The sequence below is a fragment of the Streptomyces sp. SID5643 genome, assembly GCF_009872555.1.
Classification (GTDB): Bacteria; Actinomycetota; Actinomycetes; order Streptomycetales; family Streptomycetaceae; genus Streptomyces; species Streptomyces iakyrus.
Genome location: NZ_WWIC01000124.1, coordinates 66,992 through 80,402 on the forward strand (window position 1 = coordinate 66,992; position 13,411 = coordinate 80,402).

14 protein-coding genes are annotated in these 13,411 nt (G+C 72.4%); 8 read left to right on the forward strand and 6 right to left on the reverse strand.

Features of this window, described 5'->3' with window-relative positions:
- Nucleotides 1-30: 30 nt before the first annotated feature.
- The 8 genes from GTY56_RS15840 (at nucleotide 31) to GTY56_RS15875 (ending at nucleotide 7,333) form a co-directional block, all read left to right on the forward strand.
- A complete protein-coding gene (locus GTY56_RS15840; protein ID WP_161366020.1) occupies nucleotides 31-1,746 on the forward strand; it encodes an FAD-dependent oxidoreductase in 1,716 nt (571 codons plus the stop codon).
- A 285-nt stretch (nucleotides 1,747-2,031) separates the two neighbouring features.
- Nucleotides 2,032-3,189 carry a SchA/CurD-like domain-containing protein gene (locus tag GTY56_RS15845; RefSeq protein WP_161366022.1) on the forward strand — a complete coding sequence of 386 codons (1,158 nt, stop codon included), beginning with the start codon at nucleotides 2,032-2,034 and terminating at the stop codon, nucleotides 3,187-3,189.
- Between the two features lie 68 nt (nucleotides 3,190-3,257).
- Nucleotides 3,258-3,701 carry a cupin domain-containing protein gene (locus GTY56_RS15850; protein ID WP_359637248.1) on the forward strand — a complete coding sequence of 148 codons (444 nt, stop codon included), beginning with the start codon at nucleotides 3,258-3,260 and terminating at the stop codon, nucleotides 3,699-3,701.
- Nucleotides 3,698-4,966, forward strand: coding sequence for a beta-ketoacyl-[acyl-carrier-protein] synthase family protein (locus tag GTY56_RS15855; RefSeq protein WP_161366023.1), 1,269 nt, complete (start codon nucleotides 3,698-3,700; stop codon nucleotides 4,964-4,966). The genes GTY56_RS15850 and GTY56_RS15855 overlap by 4 nt, the downstream gene beginning before the upstream one ends.
- Entirely contained in the window at nucleotides 4,963-6,213 is a 1,251-nt protein-coding gene (locus GTY56_RS15860) for a ketosynthase chain-length factor (RefSeq protein ID WP_161366024.1), read from the forward strand. The genes GTY56_RS15855 and GTY56_RS15860 overlap by 4 nt, the downstream gene beginning before the upstream one ends.
- Before the next feature lie 30 nt (nucleotides 6,214-6,243).
- The gene (locus GTY56_RS15865; RefSeq protein ID WP_161366025.1) at nucleotides 6,244-6,498 is read left to right on the forward strand and encodes an acyl carrier protein; all 255 of its coding nucleotides are present in this window, start codon (nucleotides 6,244-6,246) and stop codon (nucleotides 6,496-6,498) included.
- 1 nt (nucleotide 6,499) lies between these two features.
- A complete protein-coding gene (locus GTY56_RS15870) occupies nucleotides 6,500-6,979 on the forward strand; it encodes an SRPBCC family protein (protein WP_161366026.1) in 480 nt (159 codons plus the stop codon).
- 21 nt (nucleotides 6,980-7,000) lie between these two features.
- Entirely contained in the window at nucleotides 7,001-7,333 is a 333-nt protein-coding gene (locus GTY56_RS15875) for a TcmI family type II polyketide cyclase (protein WP_107459510.1), read from the forward strand.
- A 113-nt stretch (nucleotides 7,334-7,446) separates the two neighbouring features.
- Here GTY56_RS15875 and GTY56_RS15880 read toward each other — a convergent pair whose 3' ends face one another.
- The 6 genes from GTY56_RS15880 to GTY56_RS15905 all read right to left on the reverse strand — a co-directional run bounded on the left by GTY56_RS15880 (nucleotide 7,447) and on the right by GTY56_RS15905 (nucleotide 13,299).
- Nucleotides 7,447-8,475, reverse strand: a complete 1,029-nt coding sequence (locus GTY56_RS15880; protein ID WP_161366027.1) for a methyltransferase — start codon at nucleotides 8,473-8,475, stop codon at nucleotides 7,447-7,449.
- 39 nt (nucleotides 8,476-8,514) lie between these two features.
- Complete coding sequence (locus GTY56_RS15885; RefSeq protein WP_202510238.1) at nucleotides 8,515-9,603, reverse strand: right-handed parallel beta-helix repeat-containing protein; 1,089 nt, start codon at nucleotides 9,601-9,603, stop codon at nucleotides 8,515-8,517.
- 89 nt (nucleotides 9,604-9,692) lie between these two features.
- Nucleotides 9,693-10,352 carry a response regulator gene (locus GTY56_RS15890; protein WP_161366028.1) on the reverse strand — a complete coding sequence of 220 codons (660 nt, stop codon included), beginning with the start codon at nucleotides 10,350-10,352 and terminating at the stop codon, nucleotides 9,693-9,695.
- Entirely contained in the window at nucleotides 10,345-11,598 is a 1,254-nt protein-coding gene (locus tag GTY56_RS15895; RefSeq protein ID WP_161366029.1) for a sensor histidine kinase, read from the reverse strand. The genes GTY56_RS15890 and GTY56_RS15895 overlap by 8 nt, the downstream gene beginning before the upstream one ends.
- Before the next feature lie 43 nt (nucleotides 11,599-11,641).
- Entirely contained in the window at nucleotides 11,642-12,391 is a 750-nt protein-coding gene (locus GTY56_RS15900) for an ABC transporter permease (RefSeq protein WP_202510239.1), read from the reverse strand.
- On the reverse strand, nucleotides 12,388-13,299 hold the full coding sequence (locus GTY56_RS15905) for an ABC transporter ATP-binding protein (RefSeq protein ID WP_161366030.1): 912 nt from the start codon (nucleotides 13,297-13,299) through the stop codon (nucleotides 12,388-12,390). Before GTY56_RS15905 ends, GTY56_RS15900 begins: the two co-directional genes overlap by 4 nt.
- Nucleotides 13,300-13,411: the final 112 nt, after the last annotated feature.

The following is a 13,411-nucleotide window of genomic DNA, read 5'->3' on the forward strand; positions in this document are numbered from 1 at the left end:
CTGAGCCACTGTCACCTTCCCGGGGCATGCATGAGGATCTCCGCCGCATCCGGCCGGGTCGGCGGTATCGATGCGCTGGAGGCGACAGTGACGAACGAACGAGGCGGACAGACGGGTCCGCACACCATCAGCGTCCCGGTCCTCATCGTCGGCGGCTCCCTGGTCGGCCTGTCGACCTCGCTGTTCCTGGGACGGCTGGGCGTGCCGCACGTGCTCGTGGAGCGCCACGCGGGCACCTCCATCCATCCGCGGGGCCGGGGCAACAACGTCCGCACGATGGAACTGTTCCGGGTGGCGGGCGTCGAGAAGGCGATCCAGGACGCGGCCGCCACCCTGGCCGTCAACAAGGGCATCCTCCAGACGCCCACGCTGACCGGTGACGCGGGCGAATGGCTGTTCAGGGACATCGACCCCGGGGGCGGCCTGGCCCGCTTCAGCCCCAGCGCCTGGTGCCTGTGCAGCCAGAACGACCTCGAACCGGTGCTGCTCGACCACGCCCGAGGGCACGGCGGGGACCTGCGCTTCTCCACCGAGCTGATGTCGTTCGAGGCCGGCACGACCGGTGTGACCGCCGTGGTCAAGAGCCGCGAGACGGGTGAGCACACCACCATCCGCGCGGACTACCTCGTCGCCGCGGACGGCCCGCGCAGCCCCGTGCGTGAGCAGCTCGGTATCGCTCAGAGCGGGCCGGGCGACCTGTTCCACAACGTCAGCCTCACCTTCCGCTCCCGCCGCCTCGCCGAGGTCGTGGGTGAGCGCCACTTCATCGTCTGCTACCTGACGAACCCGGAGGCCGACGGCGCCCTGCTGCCGGTGGACAACCGCGAGAACTGGGTCTTCCACGCCCCCTGGCACCCCGAACACGGCCAGACCCTGGAGGAGTTCACGGACGAGTGGTGCACCGAGCACATCCGCCGGGCCGTCGGGGTCGCCGACCTCGACGTGGAGATCACCGGCAAGGCGCCGTGGCACGCCGCGCAGCGGGTCGCCCGCAGCTACCGGTCCGGACGGGTGTTCCTGGCCGGTGACTCGGCTCACGAGATGTCCCCCACCGGGGCCTTCGGTTCCAACACCGGCATCCAGGACGCGCACAACCTCGCCTGGAAGCTGGCCGCGGTGCTCGACGGCTGGGCCGGGGAGCGCCTGCTGGACACCTACGACACCGAGCGCCGTCCCGTGGCCGAGGCCACCAGCGCGCGGGCCGCGGCCCGGTCGGCCGAGCACAGCCACCCCGGATTCGCCGCGCCGGCCGGAGCGGGCGGCGGTCCCCAGCGCGGGATCCTCAACGTGGCCCTCGGGTACCGCTACCCGCAGGGCGCCGTCGTCGGCGCCGATCCCGCGGCCCCCGTGGTGCCCGAGGGTCTCGACCTGACCGGCGCCCCCGGCAGCAGGGCCCCGCACCTGTGGGTGCGTCACGGCGACGAACGGATGTCGACGCTCGACCTCTACGAGCGGTCCCTGGTGCTGCTCAGTGACGCCGCCGAGCCGAACGGATGGCACGAGGCCGCCCTCCGCCTCGCCGACGAACTGACCCTCCCGCTCGTGTCGTACCGGGTGGGCACCGGACCTCGGGCCGACCTGGTGCCGGAGGACGCCGCCGACTGGGCGGAGCGCCACGGTACGGGGCCCGGGGGCGCCGTGCTCGTGCGGCCCGACGGGTTCGTCGCATGGCGGTCGCCGGGTCCGGACCCGGATGCCGAGGACGCGCTGCGCCAGGTCCTGAGGACCGTCCTGGCCGTCGGCTGAAATCCCCCCGCGGGCCCCGAACCGGCGAGTGCCCCGACGGGTGGTGAGGGGCGGACTGCCACCTCCTCATCACCCGGACGGGGGGACCGCGGCCGGCAGGCCGCCGACCCCGCGGACGGCCCGGTTGTCCTGACCCGTCCCGTCCGGCGGCCGCCCGCCCCGGTCACTCGCGTACGCCGTCCGAGTCGCGCGATGTGCGGGGACGGACACAGGATCGAGGAACGCCGACGTCGCATCCCCGCGGCCGGCGTTCACGTTCCCCGCCGCGAAGGAGATGTGCGCAGGATGACCACCACGTCCGAACGGGGGGCAGGTTCGCGGGCGCGACAGGCCTCGCACCATGTCTCCCAGTCCGTGTTCGACGGTTCCCGGCTCCGCGTCGTCCTCCTGGTCGACGTCCATGACGGGGCCCAGCAGGAGTTCCTGGAAGCCTACGAACAGTTGTGCAACCAGGTCGCGTCCGTCCCCGGGCACGTCAGCGACCAGCTGTGCCAGTCGATCGAGAACCCCTCCCAATGGCTCATCACCAGTGAGTGGGAGAGCGCCCCGCCGTTCCTCGCCTGGGTCAACAGCGAGGAGCACGTGCGGATGGTGGAGCCGCTGCACAGCTGCGTGCGGGACACGCGGTCGTTGCGCTTCCACGTCGTCCGCGAGACCGGCGGACCGGCGAAAGGTGCCGACCAGGCGGCGCGCCGCCTCCAGACGGCCCCCCGGATCGGCGACGGCGTGATCCGGCACGCGCTCACGTTCACCGTGAAACCGGGCAGCGAGGAGATCGTCGCCAAGATCCTCGCCGACTACGACTCGCCCGAGCCGAAGGTCGACGACACCACCCGGCTGTGCCGCACCTCCCTGTTCATGCACGGCAACCGGGTGGTGCGGGCCGTCGAGGTGCGCGGCGACCTGCTGGCCGCGCTGCGCCACGTCGCCCGGCAGCCCGAAGTGCGGGCCGTCGAGGAAGCCATCAACCCCCACCTGGAGCAGGACCGGGACCTGGGTGACCCCGAATCCGCCCGGGTCTTCTTCACCCGGGCCGCGCTGCCGGCCGTCCACCACGTGACGGCGGGGCGGCAGGAGCCGCAGGGCGAGCGGTACGCCCTGTACTACCCGGCGCGGCCGGAGCGCGGCATGCAGCTCGCCGAACTCCTGGCCCATCGCGACGAGGCGGCCGCCGACGACCCGCGCAGCCCGGTCCTGCGCAGCACGATCTTCCAGCGCGACGACGTCGTCGTACGGCTGATCGACGTGCACGGCGCGATCGAGGAGGCCGACCCCGGCCACCTCCTCGGCCTGTCCGACTCGGCGCAGGTGACCGAGCTGACGACGCTCCTGGACGACGCCGCGGACATGGACGCGGCCCCGTCGAAGGACGGCAGCCTCGCCCGCCTGCTCGAACGGGCGCGCATGGATCTCGTCACCGACCGCCGGTCGCCCGACGCCTGATTCGCCATCCGGCGGGAGGGGCGACGCCGCCCCTCCCGCGTCGGCGCAGCACCTCAATGGAGGAACGCGTGATCACATCTCGTCCCAACATCGTGAGCCTGAGCGACGTCGAGCCCAACCGCCGCCGAGGCGGTGACCTGCGTGCCATGCTCACCCCGGCCGCGGTGGGCGCCACCAGTGGATTCATGGGCGTGGCGCTCATCGAGCCCGGTGACCGCATCGGTGAGCACTACCACCCGTACTCCGAGGAGTTCGTGTACGTGGTGTGCGGGCAGCTCGAGGTGGACCTGGACGGCGAGCCGCACCCGCTCCGTCCCGAGCAGGGGCTGCTGATCCCCGTCAACGTGCGCCACCGCTTCCGCAACGTCGGCGAGGAGGAGGCCCGGCTGGTCTTCCACCTCGGCCCCCTGGCGCCGAGTCCGCCGCTGGGCCACGTCGACACCGAGGAGACCGACGCCGAGTCCGCGGTGGTGGGAGCGGAGGCGGCCGCACGACGTCAGGTCCACTCATGACCAGGCGGGTGGCGGTCACCGGCATAGGTATCGTCGCTCCCGGAGGCATAGGCGTACCGGCGTTCTGGAACCTCCTGGCGGCCGGGCGCACCGCGACCCGGGCCATCACGTTCTTCGACCCGTCCGGTCTGCGCTCGCGGATCGCCGCCGAGTGCGACTTCGACCCCGCTGCCCACGGCCTGGACCCTCGGGACGTGGAACGGAGCGACCGTTACATCCAGTTCGCCATGGTCGCGGGCGACGAAGCGGTACGGGACGCCGGTCTCGACCTCGCCGCGGAGGACCCCTGGCGGGTCGGCGTCTCGCTCGGCACCGCGGTCGGCGGCACCACCCGGCTGGAGCACGACTACGTCCTGGTCAGCCACGGCGGGCAGCGCTGGGACGTGGACCACCGGGAAGCGGGCCCCGACCTGCACCGGGCGTTCACGCCCGGCGCACTCGCCTCGACGGTGGCGGAGCGGTTCGGGGCGCGCGGCCCGGTGCAGACCGTCTCCACGGGCTGCACCTCGGGGCTCGACGCGGTCGGCTACGCCTTCCACACCGTGGAGGAGGGCCGGGCCGACATCTGCATAGCCGGCGCCTCGGACTCGCCGATCTCCCCGATCACCATGGCCTGCTTCGACGCGATCAAGGCGACCTCCCCGAACAACGACGACCCGGCCCACGCCTCGCGTCCCTTCGACGCCGACCGCGACGGATTCGTCATGGGCGAGGGCGGCGCCGTGCTCGTCCTGGAGGAGCTCGAACACGCCAGGGCCCGCGGCGCGCGCGTGTACTGCGAACTGGGCGGCTACGCCACCTTCGGCAACGCCTACCATATGACCGGTCTCACCAGCGAGGGCGTGGAGATGGCCCGCGCCATCGACGACGCCCTCGACCACGCGCGGCTCGACCCCACCGCGATCGACTACGTCAACGCGCACGGCTCGGGCACCAAGCAGAACGACCGCCACGAGACCGCCGCGGTCAAACGGGTCCTGGGGCCGCACGCCTACGAAACGCCCATGAGTTCGATCAAGTCGATGGTGGGCCATTCCCTGGGCGCCATCGGAGCGATCGAACTCGTCGCCTGTGTGCTGGCCCTGACGCACCAGGTGGTACCGCCGACCGCGAACTACGAGACCCCCGACCCCGAGTGCGACCTGGACTACGTCCCCCGCGAGGCCCGCGAGCGCAAGCTCGACAGCGTGCTCTCGGTGGGCAGCGGGTTCGGCGGCTTCCAGTCCGCTGTGGTCATGAACCGGCCGAGGGAGACGTCACGATGAGCGAACCTCGCCCCCGCGCGGCCGTCACGGGCATCGGTGTGGTCGCGCCGAACGGATCCAGTACCGAGACGTTCTGGAAGTCCACCAAGGAGGGCATCAGCGTCCTGGACCGCGTCACCCGGGAGGGCTGTGAGCACCTGCCGCTGCGGGTCGCGGGCCAGGTGCGCGACTTCGACCCGGCGGCGGCCGTCGAGGAGCGCTTCCTGGTCCAGACCGACCGGTTCACGCACTTCGCGATGGCCGCGGCCGACCTCGCCCTGGACGACGCCCGGCTCCCCCGGTCCGAGACCGACGAGGCGCCGTTCTCCGTGGGTGTGGTCACCGCGGCCGGATCCGGCGGCGGCGAGTTCGGACAGCGCGAGCTCCAGCAGCTGTGGGGCAAGGGCAGCCGCTTCGTCGGCCCGTACCAGTCCATCGCCTGGTTCTACGCCGCCAGCACCGGCCAGATCTCCATCCGCCGCGGCTTCAAGGGCCCCTGCTCGGTCGTCGCCGCCGACGAGGCCGGTGGTCTGGACGCCCTCGCCCACGCGGCCCGGGCCGTGCGGCGCGGCACGGACGTCATCGTGGCCGGGGCGACGGAGGCGCCGATCGCGCCCTATTCGGTGGTCTGCCAGCTCGGCTATCCGGAACTCAGCACGGTCGACGACCCGGCCCGTGCCTACCGTCCGTTCACGTCCGGGGCCTGCGGGTTCGTGCCCGCCGAGGGTGGCGCCATGGTCGTGGTGGAGGCGGAGAGCACGGCCCGGGAGCGGGGCGCGCCCGTGCGGGCCCACCTGGCCGGGCACGCGGCGACCTTCACGGGGGCCTCCCGCTGGGAGGAGTCCCGGGAAGGACTCGCCCAGGCCGTCCGGGGCGCTCTGGCGGAGGCCGGCTGCGCCCCGGAGGAGATCGACGTGGTGTTCGCCGACGCGCTCGGCGTGCCGGAGGCGGACCGGGCCGAGGCCCTGGCCATCGCGGACGCTCTCGGGTCCCACGGCACCCGGGTGCCCGTCACAGCGCCGAAGACCGGGATCGGCCGGGGCTACTGCGCGGCGCCGCTGATGGACGCCGCGGCGGCGGTGCTCTCGATGGAGCACGGTCTGATCCCGCCCACCCCCAACGTCTTCGACATCTGCCACGACCTCGACCTCGTGACGGGCCGGGCCCGTACCGCCGAGGTACGCACGGCGCTGGTGCTGAGCCGTGGACTCATGGGGTCGAACTCGGCGCTGGTGCTGCGGCACGGCGCCACCGACGTCTCGTCGTGAGGCGCCTGGAACGGCAAGGAAGGGAAAGGCATGACTGACCGCATCAGTGTGGAAGAGCTGTCCGAACTCATGAAGAAGTGCACCGGTGTCACCGTCACCCCGGAGGAACTGCGCCGTGACGGGACGGCCTTCGAGAGCCTCGGCGTCGACTCGCTGGGCCTGCTGGGCATCGTGGGCGAGCTGGAGAACCGGTACGGCACTCCCATGCCGACGGACGCCGAACGCTCCAAGACGCCCCGGCAGTTCCTCGACCTCGTCAACGGTGCCCTCCTGGCAGGAGCGTGACATGGCCGGACACACGCAGAACGAGATCACCATCGCCGCGCCGGTCGACGTCGTCTGGGAGGTGACCAACGACCTGGAGAACTGGCCGCAGCTGTTCAGCGAGTACGCCTCCGTCGAGATCCTCTCCCGGGAGGGCCGCAAGACGACCTTCCGGCTGACGATGCACCCGGACGAGAACGGCACCGTCTGGAGCTGGGTCTCCGAGCGCGAGCCGGACCGCGAGACGCTCACCGTCAAGGCCCGGCGGGTCGAGACGGGCCCCTTCGCCCACATGGACATCCACTGGCGGTACGAGGAGGTCCCGGCCGGCACGCGGATGGTGTGGACGCAGGACTTCGCGATGAAGCCGGACGCGCCGGTCGACGACGCGTGGATGACGGACAACATCAACCGGAACTCCAAGGTGCAGATGGCCCTGATCCGCGACCGTGTCGAGAAGATCGCCGCGGAGCGCGGTGCGAGTGCCGGACTGACCGACTGAGCCGGACGGAGAAACAGCCCCATGCACCAAGCCCTGATCGTCGCCCGCATGGCCCCGGGGTCGGCGCCCGACATCGCCAAGGTGTTCGAGGAGTCCGACCGGGGGGAGCTGCCGCACCTCGTCGGTGTGACCCGGCGCAGCCTCTTCCAGTTCGGCGACGTGTACCTGCACCTGATCGAGGCCGAGCGCGAGCCCGGGCCGGCCATCGCCGAGATCACCGGCCATCCCGAGTTCCGGGACGTCAGCGAGCGCCTGTCCGCGTACGTCAGCGCGTACGACCCCGCGACCTGGCGTTCGCCGAAGGACGCCATGGCGCAGCGCTTCTACCTCTGGGAGCGCGACCCGGCCGGCTGACCGGTGCCGGCACCCGACGGCCGCCGGGTCCGCAGCGTCGCGGACCCGGCGGCCGTTCGTCTGCCTGCATCAAGGAGTGCCGGGATCGCCGGGTTCCCCGGGACGCGGCCGGATCAGCCGGGGATGTGGCAGTCGAACGCGTGCAGGTAGGGATTGACCGGACTGATGTCGTCGATGACCAGGCCGGCCTCGGTGAGCCGGTCCACCATGCTCTGCCGGGTGTGCTTCGCCCCGCCGACGTTGAGGAGCAGCAGCAGGTCCATCGCGGTGCTGAACCGCATCGACGGCGAGTCGTCGACGAGGTTCTCGATGACCACCACGCGCGTCCCGGGGCCGCCGGCCTCGCGGACGTTGTGCAACGTGCGGGTGGTGCTCTCGTCGTCCCACTCCAGGATGTTCTTGATGACGTAGACGTCGGCCTTCACCGGGACGGCCGTCCGGACGTCGCCGGGCACGATGTGCGCGCGGTCCGCGAGGTCGCCGCCCGTGCGCAGTCTCGGGACGGCGTTCTCCACCACCCGGGGAAGGTCGAGCAGCGTCCCGCGCAGGTCCGGGTACTTGTCCAGCAGGCTCGCCACGACGTGCCCCTGGCCGCCCCCGATGTCGGCCACCGAGGTGCATCCCGTGAGGTCCAGGAACGCGGCGACGTCCTGCGCCGACTGCACGCTGGAGGTCGTCATGGCGCGGTTGAAGACGTCGGCGGACTCCGGGGCGTCCTCGTTGAGGTAGGGGAAGAACTCCTTGCCGTACAGGTCCTCCACCACGTTCCGGCCGGTGCGCACCGCCTCGTCCAGCTTCGGCCAGACGTCCCAGGTCCAGGGCTCGGTGCACCACAGGGTGATGGCGCGCAGGCTGTGGGGGTCGTCCTCGCGCAGCAGCCGGGAGACGTCGGTGTGCGCGAACGTCCCGTCCGGGCGTTCCGCGAAGACGCCGTGGCAGGACAGGGCTCGCAGGAGCCGTCGCAGCGGCCCGGGTTCGGTCTTCACCGCGGCCGCGATGTCCTCCACGGCCAGGGGCTCGTCGCCGAGGGCGTCGGCGACGCCCAGACGGGCGGCCGCGCGCAGGGCGGCGGCGCATGCCGCCCCGAAGGCGAGTTCCCGCAGCCGCATGGACGGCGGAGGCGCGGGCTGGGTGGTCGTCATGTGCCGCCTTCCTGATTCGATCACGTCAACGGTGGGGGGTCAGCACAGGCCGGCGGGCTGGGACAGCCGGCAGGTGTTGCCCTGGAAGGTGTTGCCCTGACCCGGGTCGGTGTTGACCAGGTCCGCCGGAGCGTTGCCCTGGAGCAGGTTGCCGCTGACGCGGTTGCGCTCGCTGGGCGTGCCGACGAAGCTCTTGAACACGACGATGCCGCCCGACAGCGGGGACGTGCCGACGTTGTCCCTGATCACGTTGCGGGTGATCAGGTTGTCCTCGGTGCCCGTCAGGACGATGCCGGATCCCTGGAGGGCGTCCAGCCGGGCGGTCTTCGGGCAGGACTTGTTGTTGCGTTCGATGCGGTTCTCGCGCACGGTCACCAGGCCGGCCTTCGGCTTGTTCTCGTCGCCGACGACGAACAGCCCCGCGCAGTTGCCCGTGAGGTGGTTGTCCGAGACGGTCAGGTTGCGCAGCCGGCGGACGGTGAGGCCGATCCGGTTGCCCCGCAGCCGGTTGTGCTCGACCACCGTCCCGCCGGTGTCCATGGCGCCGAGCTCCTCCGTGACCGTGTTGGCGAGGAACAGGCCCGCGTCGCCGTTGTCCCGGGCGGTGTTGCCGCGGAAGGTCCCGCGGGCCGACTGCTCCGTGGCGATGCCCCACACCCCGTTGCCGACCGCGTCGACGTTCTGCACCGTCAGCCCGTCGGCCTCGTGGGCGTATACGCCTGTCTTGCGGTAGCCGGTCACCGTCAGGGAGGCGATGGTGACGCCGTCGACGCCGTGGTCCCGCGTGCCCTCGACGCAGATGCCGTTGCCGGCCGTGGCGCAGGTGTCGGCGGCCCGGCGGGCGTCCGGTGCGGTCGCGGCGCCCGGGTCCGCCTGCGGCCGGAGCACCGTGCCGCGGCCCATGCCGCGCAGGGTGAGTCCGGGCGTGCTGACGCTGACGCTCCCGCGGTGGGTGCCGTGGGCGAGCAGAACGGTGTCGCCCGGCCGGGCGGAGTCGACCGCCTTCTGGATCGACTCCCCCGGCCTCACCAGATGGACCGTGTGTGTGGCGGTCGGCGCGGCGGCGCCGAGGCCCGTGCCGAGCAGCGCCGCCGCGCATGCCAGTGGCGCGATATGACATTTATTCATATCGCGCAGATTAGGGGTGAAAAGCCGCGAATCGGCGGGATGGGCCATCCGGCGGCGTGGCACCCGGGGCCTGGTGTGGACGACGGGCCCTAGCCGAGGATCCCCCGGTCGTAGGCCACCGCCACCGCCGCCGCGCGGTCCTTGACGCCGAGCTTGGCGTAGAGGTGCGTGAGGTGGGTCTTCACGGTCGCCTCGCTGATGAACAGTTCGCGGGCGATCTCGCGGTTGGAGGTGCCCTTGGCCACCAGCGCCAGGACCTCGCGTTCCCGGGCGGAGAGCGGCTCGTTGCCGGGGGCCCTGGGGGTACGGACCGCGGAGACCAGGCGGGAGGCCACCGCCGGGGAGAGGACCGTGCGGCCTTCCGACGCCGCCCGGACGGCCGTGAACAGCTCCTCGCGCGGGGCGTCCTTGAGGAGGTAGCCGGTCGCACCCGCCTCGATCGCGGGGAGGGTGTCCGAGTCGGTGTCGTAGGTGGTGAGGACGAGGACCTTGGCGCGGGCGCCGGTGCGGCCCAGTTCGCGGATGGCGTCCACTCCCCCGCCGCCCGGCATGCGCAGGTCCATCAGGATCACGTCCGGGTCGAGGCCCGCGGCGAGCGAGACCGCCTCGACGCCGTTCGGTGCCTCGCCCAGGACGCGGAAGCCCGGCGCGGACTCGAACATGCCGCGCAGTCCGTCCCGGACGACGGGGTGGTCGTCGACGATCAGCAGGGTGATCGGGGCGTCCCCCGTCGTGGCGTCCTCAGTCATGGCGGACCAACGGTACGCGAGCGGAGACCGCCGTACCGAGGCCGGGTTCGGACTCGACGGTGAGGGATCCCGCGATGCGCTCGGCGCGGGCCCGCATGCCGGGCAGGCCGAAACCGCCGGTACTGGTGCGCTCCCGTACGACGGTCCGGTCGAAGCCGCGGCCGTCGTCGCGGATGTCCAGGGTGACCTCGTCGCCCATGAAGGACAGGGTGACGCCGGCCCGGGTGGCGTGTGCGTGCCGGGCGGTGTTGGACAGGGCCTCCTGGGCGATGCGCAGCAGGGTGGCCGCGACCTCGTCGTGGAGCTGCTCGACCGTGCCGGTGACGGTGAACCGCGTGTGCACGCCCGTGCGTTCGCCCCATTCCGACGCGGTCTTCTCCAGGGCCTCGGGCAGGCCGTCGTGGGCGAGGGCGACGGGGGCGAGGTTGTGGACGGAGCGGCGGGCCTCACCGAGGCTGTGCCGGGCCAGGTCCGTCGCCCGGGCCGCGTGCTCCCGGGCCAGGTCCGCGTCCGGGGTGTTCGCCACCACCTGGAGCTGGGCGATGATGCCGGTCAGCCCCTGGGCGATGGTGTCGTGGATCTCGGCGGCCAGCCGTCGGCGCTCGTCGGCGACCCCGGCCTCCCTGGCCTGCACCAGGAGCTGGGCGTGCAGGGCGGCGTTCTCGTCGAGGGCCTGCTGCAACGCCGCGTTGGTGCGCTCCAGTTCGGCGATGGTGGCGGTCTGGAGACGGCTGCGTTCCTCCTCTCGCGCGGCCAGTTGCCCGAACACGACCAGCAGCGTGACGTGGACGCAGAGCAGCCCGCCGAACACCGCCCAGCCCAGCGGCCCGTGCAGCGGCATGCCGCCCGCCTGGGAACCCGCGATGACCACCGAGGTGGCCACCAGCCCGGCCTTGAGTGCGTGGCCGCGCAGCAGCCGGTCGGGGCCGACGTACCCGGCGGCGGCGTAGAACGCGAAGAACGGGTTGCACCAGCTGAGGGCGAAGGCCACTGCCCAGCGCGCGAAGTAGTAGCAGGCGCCCGGCACCGAGGGGGCCAGGGGCCGGCCGCGGGACCGTTTTCCCCACCACAACTGCAGGAGCACCGCGGCACCGGTCAGGGCGACGGCGGTGTACCTCTCCCCCGTCGTCATGCCCACCGCGTCGACCGAGGCCAGGGCGAGCACCGCGCCGGCCGCGAGCAGCCCGTAAGGCCCCCAGCGGAAGTACGTCGCCCAGCGCCGCTCGACCCCCGCCACGTCCGTCATGCCCTCAGTGTCGGCCACGGTCCCGCCCCCGCCCCCGGTCCGGTCATTCCCAGCGGAACCAGCGCGCGGCCGACACGGAGAGCACCGCTGTCCACGCGGCGAGCACGCCCAGGTGGAACCAGCCCGGCCAGGAGCCCGCGGCCGCCTCGTCCAGGGCCCGGGCGGCGGCGCCGAACGGGGTGCACTCGACGACGCGGGCCAGCATGTCCGGCATGGCCTGCACCGGCACCCACACCCCGGCGCTGAACAGCGCCGGGAAGAACACGGCGGTCCCGATCGCGGTGGCGATCTTCGTCGTCCGGGCCCGGGCCGAGACGACCGCGCCGAGGGAGAGCGCGGCGAGCACGGCGAGGAGCAGCGCGAGCAGGTATCCGGCGGGCTGCGCGGGCAGCCGTACGTCGAAGACGAGCCGTCCGGCGGTGAGCGTGAGCAGCGCGGAGGCGAGGGCCGCCAGGCCGTTCACCAGCATCTGTGCCGCCAGCAGGGAGGCGGGCCGGACCGGGGTGGTGGACAGCCGGCGCAGGATCCCGTTCTCGCGGTAGCCGGTGAGGGTCGGGGGCATCGCCTGCACGCCGGCCATGATGAGGGCGATCAGGACGCTCACCGGCACGTACACGTCGACGGTCCGCAGCCCGCCGAGTCCGTCCTGCGCCTCGCGGAACGACGGCACGGAGCCGAGGATGCCCAGGAGCAGGCTGGGGAAGAGCAGGATCCAGAAGAGACTGCCCGGTTCGCGCCGGAAGAGCCGGAACTCGCTGCGCAGCACGGCGGGGTTGATGAGGGCGGTGCTCATGCGGAGGCCTCCGTCAGGTCCAGGAACGCGTCGTCCAGCGTGGCGTCGGTGACGCGGAGCTGATGGGCGGTGATGTGGTGGCGGGCGAGGAGGGAGAGCACGGCGTTGACCGTGTCGTCCGTACCGGACAGCGTGATCCGGCCGTCCTTGTTCTCCGTTCCGGCCAGGGCGGGGAGGTCGTTCAGCTCACGGTCGTCCAGTGGCCGGGACGGGGTGAAGCTGATGACGGTGGCGCCCGCGGAGCGGCGGATCAGCCCGGCCGGCGTGTCCAGGGCGGCCACCCGTCCCCGGTCGATCACCGCGATGCGGTCGCACAGCCGCTGCGCCTCTTCCATGAAGTGGGTGACGAGCAACACGGTGACGCCCCGGGCGCGGACGTCCTCGATGAGCTGCCAGGTGTCGCGGCGGGCGCGCGGGTCGAGGCCGGTGGTGAGCTCGTCGAGCACGACCACCCTGGGGTCGCCGATCAGGGCGAGTGCGATGAACAGGCGCTGCTTCTGGCCGCCGGAGAGCTTCGCGAACCGGGTGGACAACTTCTCCTCCAGACCGAGCCGTTCGGCCAAGGGGCGCCAGTCGGCGGGGGCCGGGTAGAACGCGGCGTACAGCTCCAGGGCCTCCCTGACGGTGAGTCTGGGCTGGAGCTGACCCTCCTGGAGCTGGGCGCCCAGGACCCGGGCGACCCGCTCGTGATCGGCGACGGGGTCGAGGCCGGTCACGCGGACGCGGCCGGAGTCGGGCACACGCAGCCCCTCGACGCATTCGACGGTGGTGGTCTTCCCGGCGCCGTTCGGTCCGAGGACGCCGAAGATCTCCCCTTCCTCGACGGTGAAGGAGACACCGTCGACGGCGCGGCGGCCGGCGTAACTCTTGTGCAGGTCGGTGACTTCGATGACGGGTGCGGTCGGCATACGAAGAGGGTCCCGGCGGGGCGGGGCCCGCCACATCGGCCGTCGCGCTCGAACGGACATCATCCGATCGGTTGATGCGGCCCTACGACCCGGCCCGTGCGGCCGTACGACC

Bases quoted from the DNA above. Each gene is read 5' to 3' on its own strand.
- GTY56_RS15885 (WP_202510238.1), bottom strand. From the start codon at position 9,603: ATGAATAAATGTCATATCGCGCCACTGGCATGCGCGGCGGCGCTGCTC.
- GTY56_RS15865 (WP_161366025.1), top strand. From the start codon at position 6,244: ATGACTGACCGCATCAGTGTGGAAGAGCTGTCCGAACTCATGAAGAAG.
- GTY56_RS15875 (WP_107459510.1), top strand. From the start codon at position 7,001: ATGCACCAAGCCCTGATCGTCGCCCGCATGGCCCCGGGGTCGGCGCCC.
- GTY56_RS15895 (WP_161366029.1), bottom strand. From the start codon at position 11,598: ATGACGGACGTGGCGGGGGTCGAGCGGCGCTGGGCGACGTACTTCCGC.
- GTY56_RS15900 (WP_202510239.1), bottom strand. From the start codon at position 12,391: ATGAGCACCGCCCTCATCAACCCCGCCGTGCTGCGCAGCGAGTTCCGG.
- GTY56_RS15855 (WP_161366023.1), top strand. From the start codon at position 3,698: ATGACCAGGCGGGTGGCGGTCACCGGCATAGGTATCGTCGCTCCCGGA.
- GTY56_RS15870 (WP_161366026.1), top strand. From the start codon at position 6,500: ATGGCCGGACACACGCAGAACGAGATCACCATCGCCGCGCCGGTCGAC.
- GTY56_RS15905 (WP_161366030.1), bottom strand. From the start codon at position 13,299: ATGCCGACCGCACCCGTCATCGAAGTCACCGACCTGCACAAGAGTTAC.
- GTY56_RS15845 (WP_161366022.1), top strand. From the start codon at position 2,032: ATGACCACCACGTCCGAACGGGGGGCAGGTTCGCGGGCGCGACAGGCC.
- GTY56_RS15860 (WP_161366024.1), top strand. From the start codon at position 4,963: ATGAGCGAACCTCGCCCCCGCGCGGCCGTCACGGGCATCGGTGTGGTC.
- GTY56_RS15890 (WP_161366028.1), bottom strand. From the start codon at position 10,352: ATGACTGAGGACGCCACGACGGGGGACGCCCCGATCACCCTGCTGATC.
- GTY56_RS15880 (WP_161366027.1), bottom strand. From the start codon at position 8,475: ATGACGACCACCCAGCCCGCGCCTCCGCCGTCCATGCGGCTGCGGGAA.
- GTY56_RS15840 (WP_161366020.1), top strand. From the start codon at position 31: ATGAGGATCTCCGCCGCATCCGGCCGGGTCGGCGGTATCGATGCGCTG.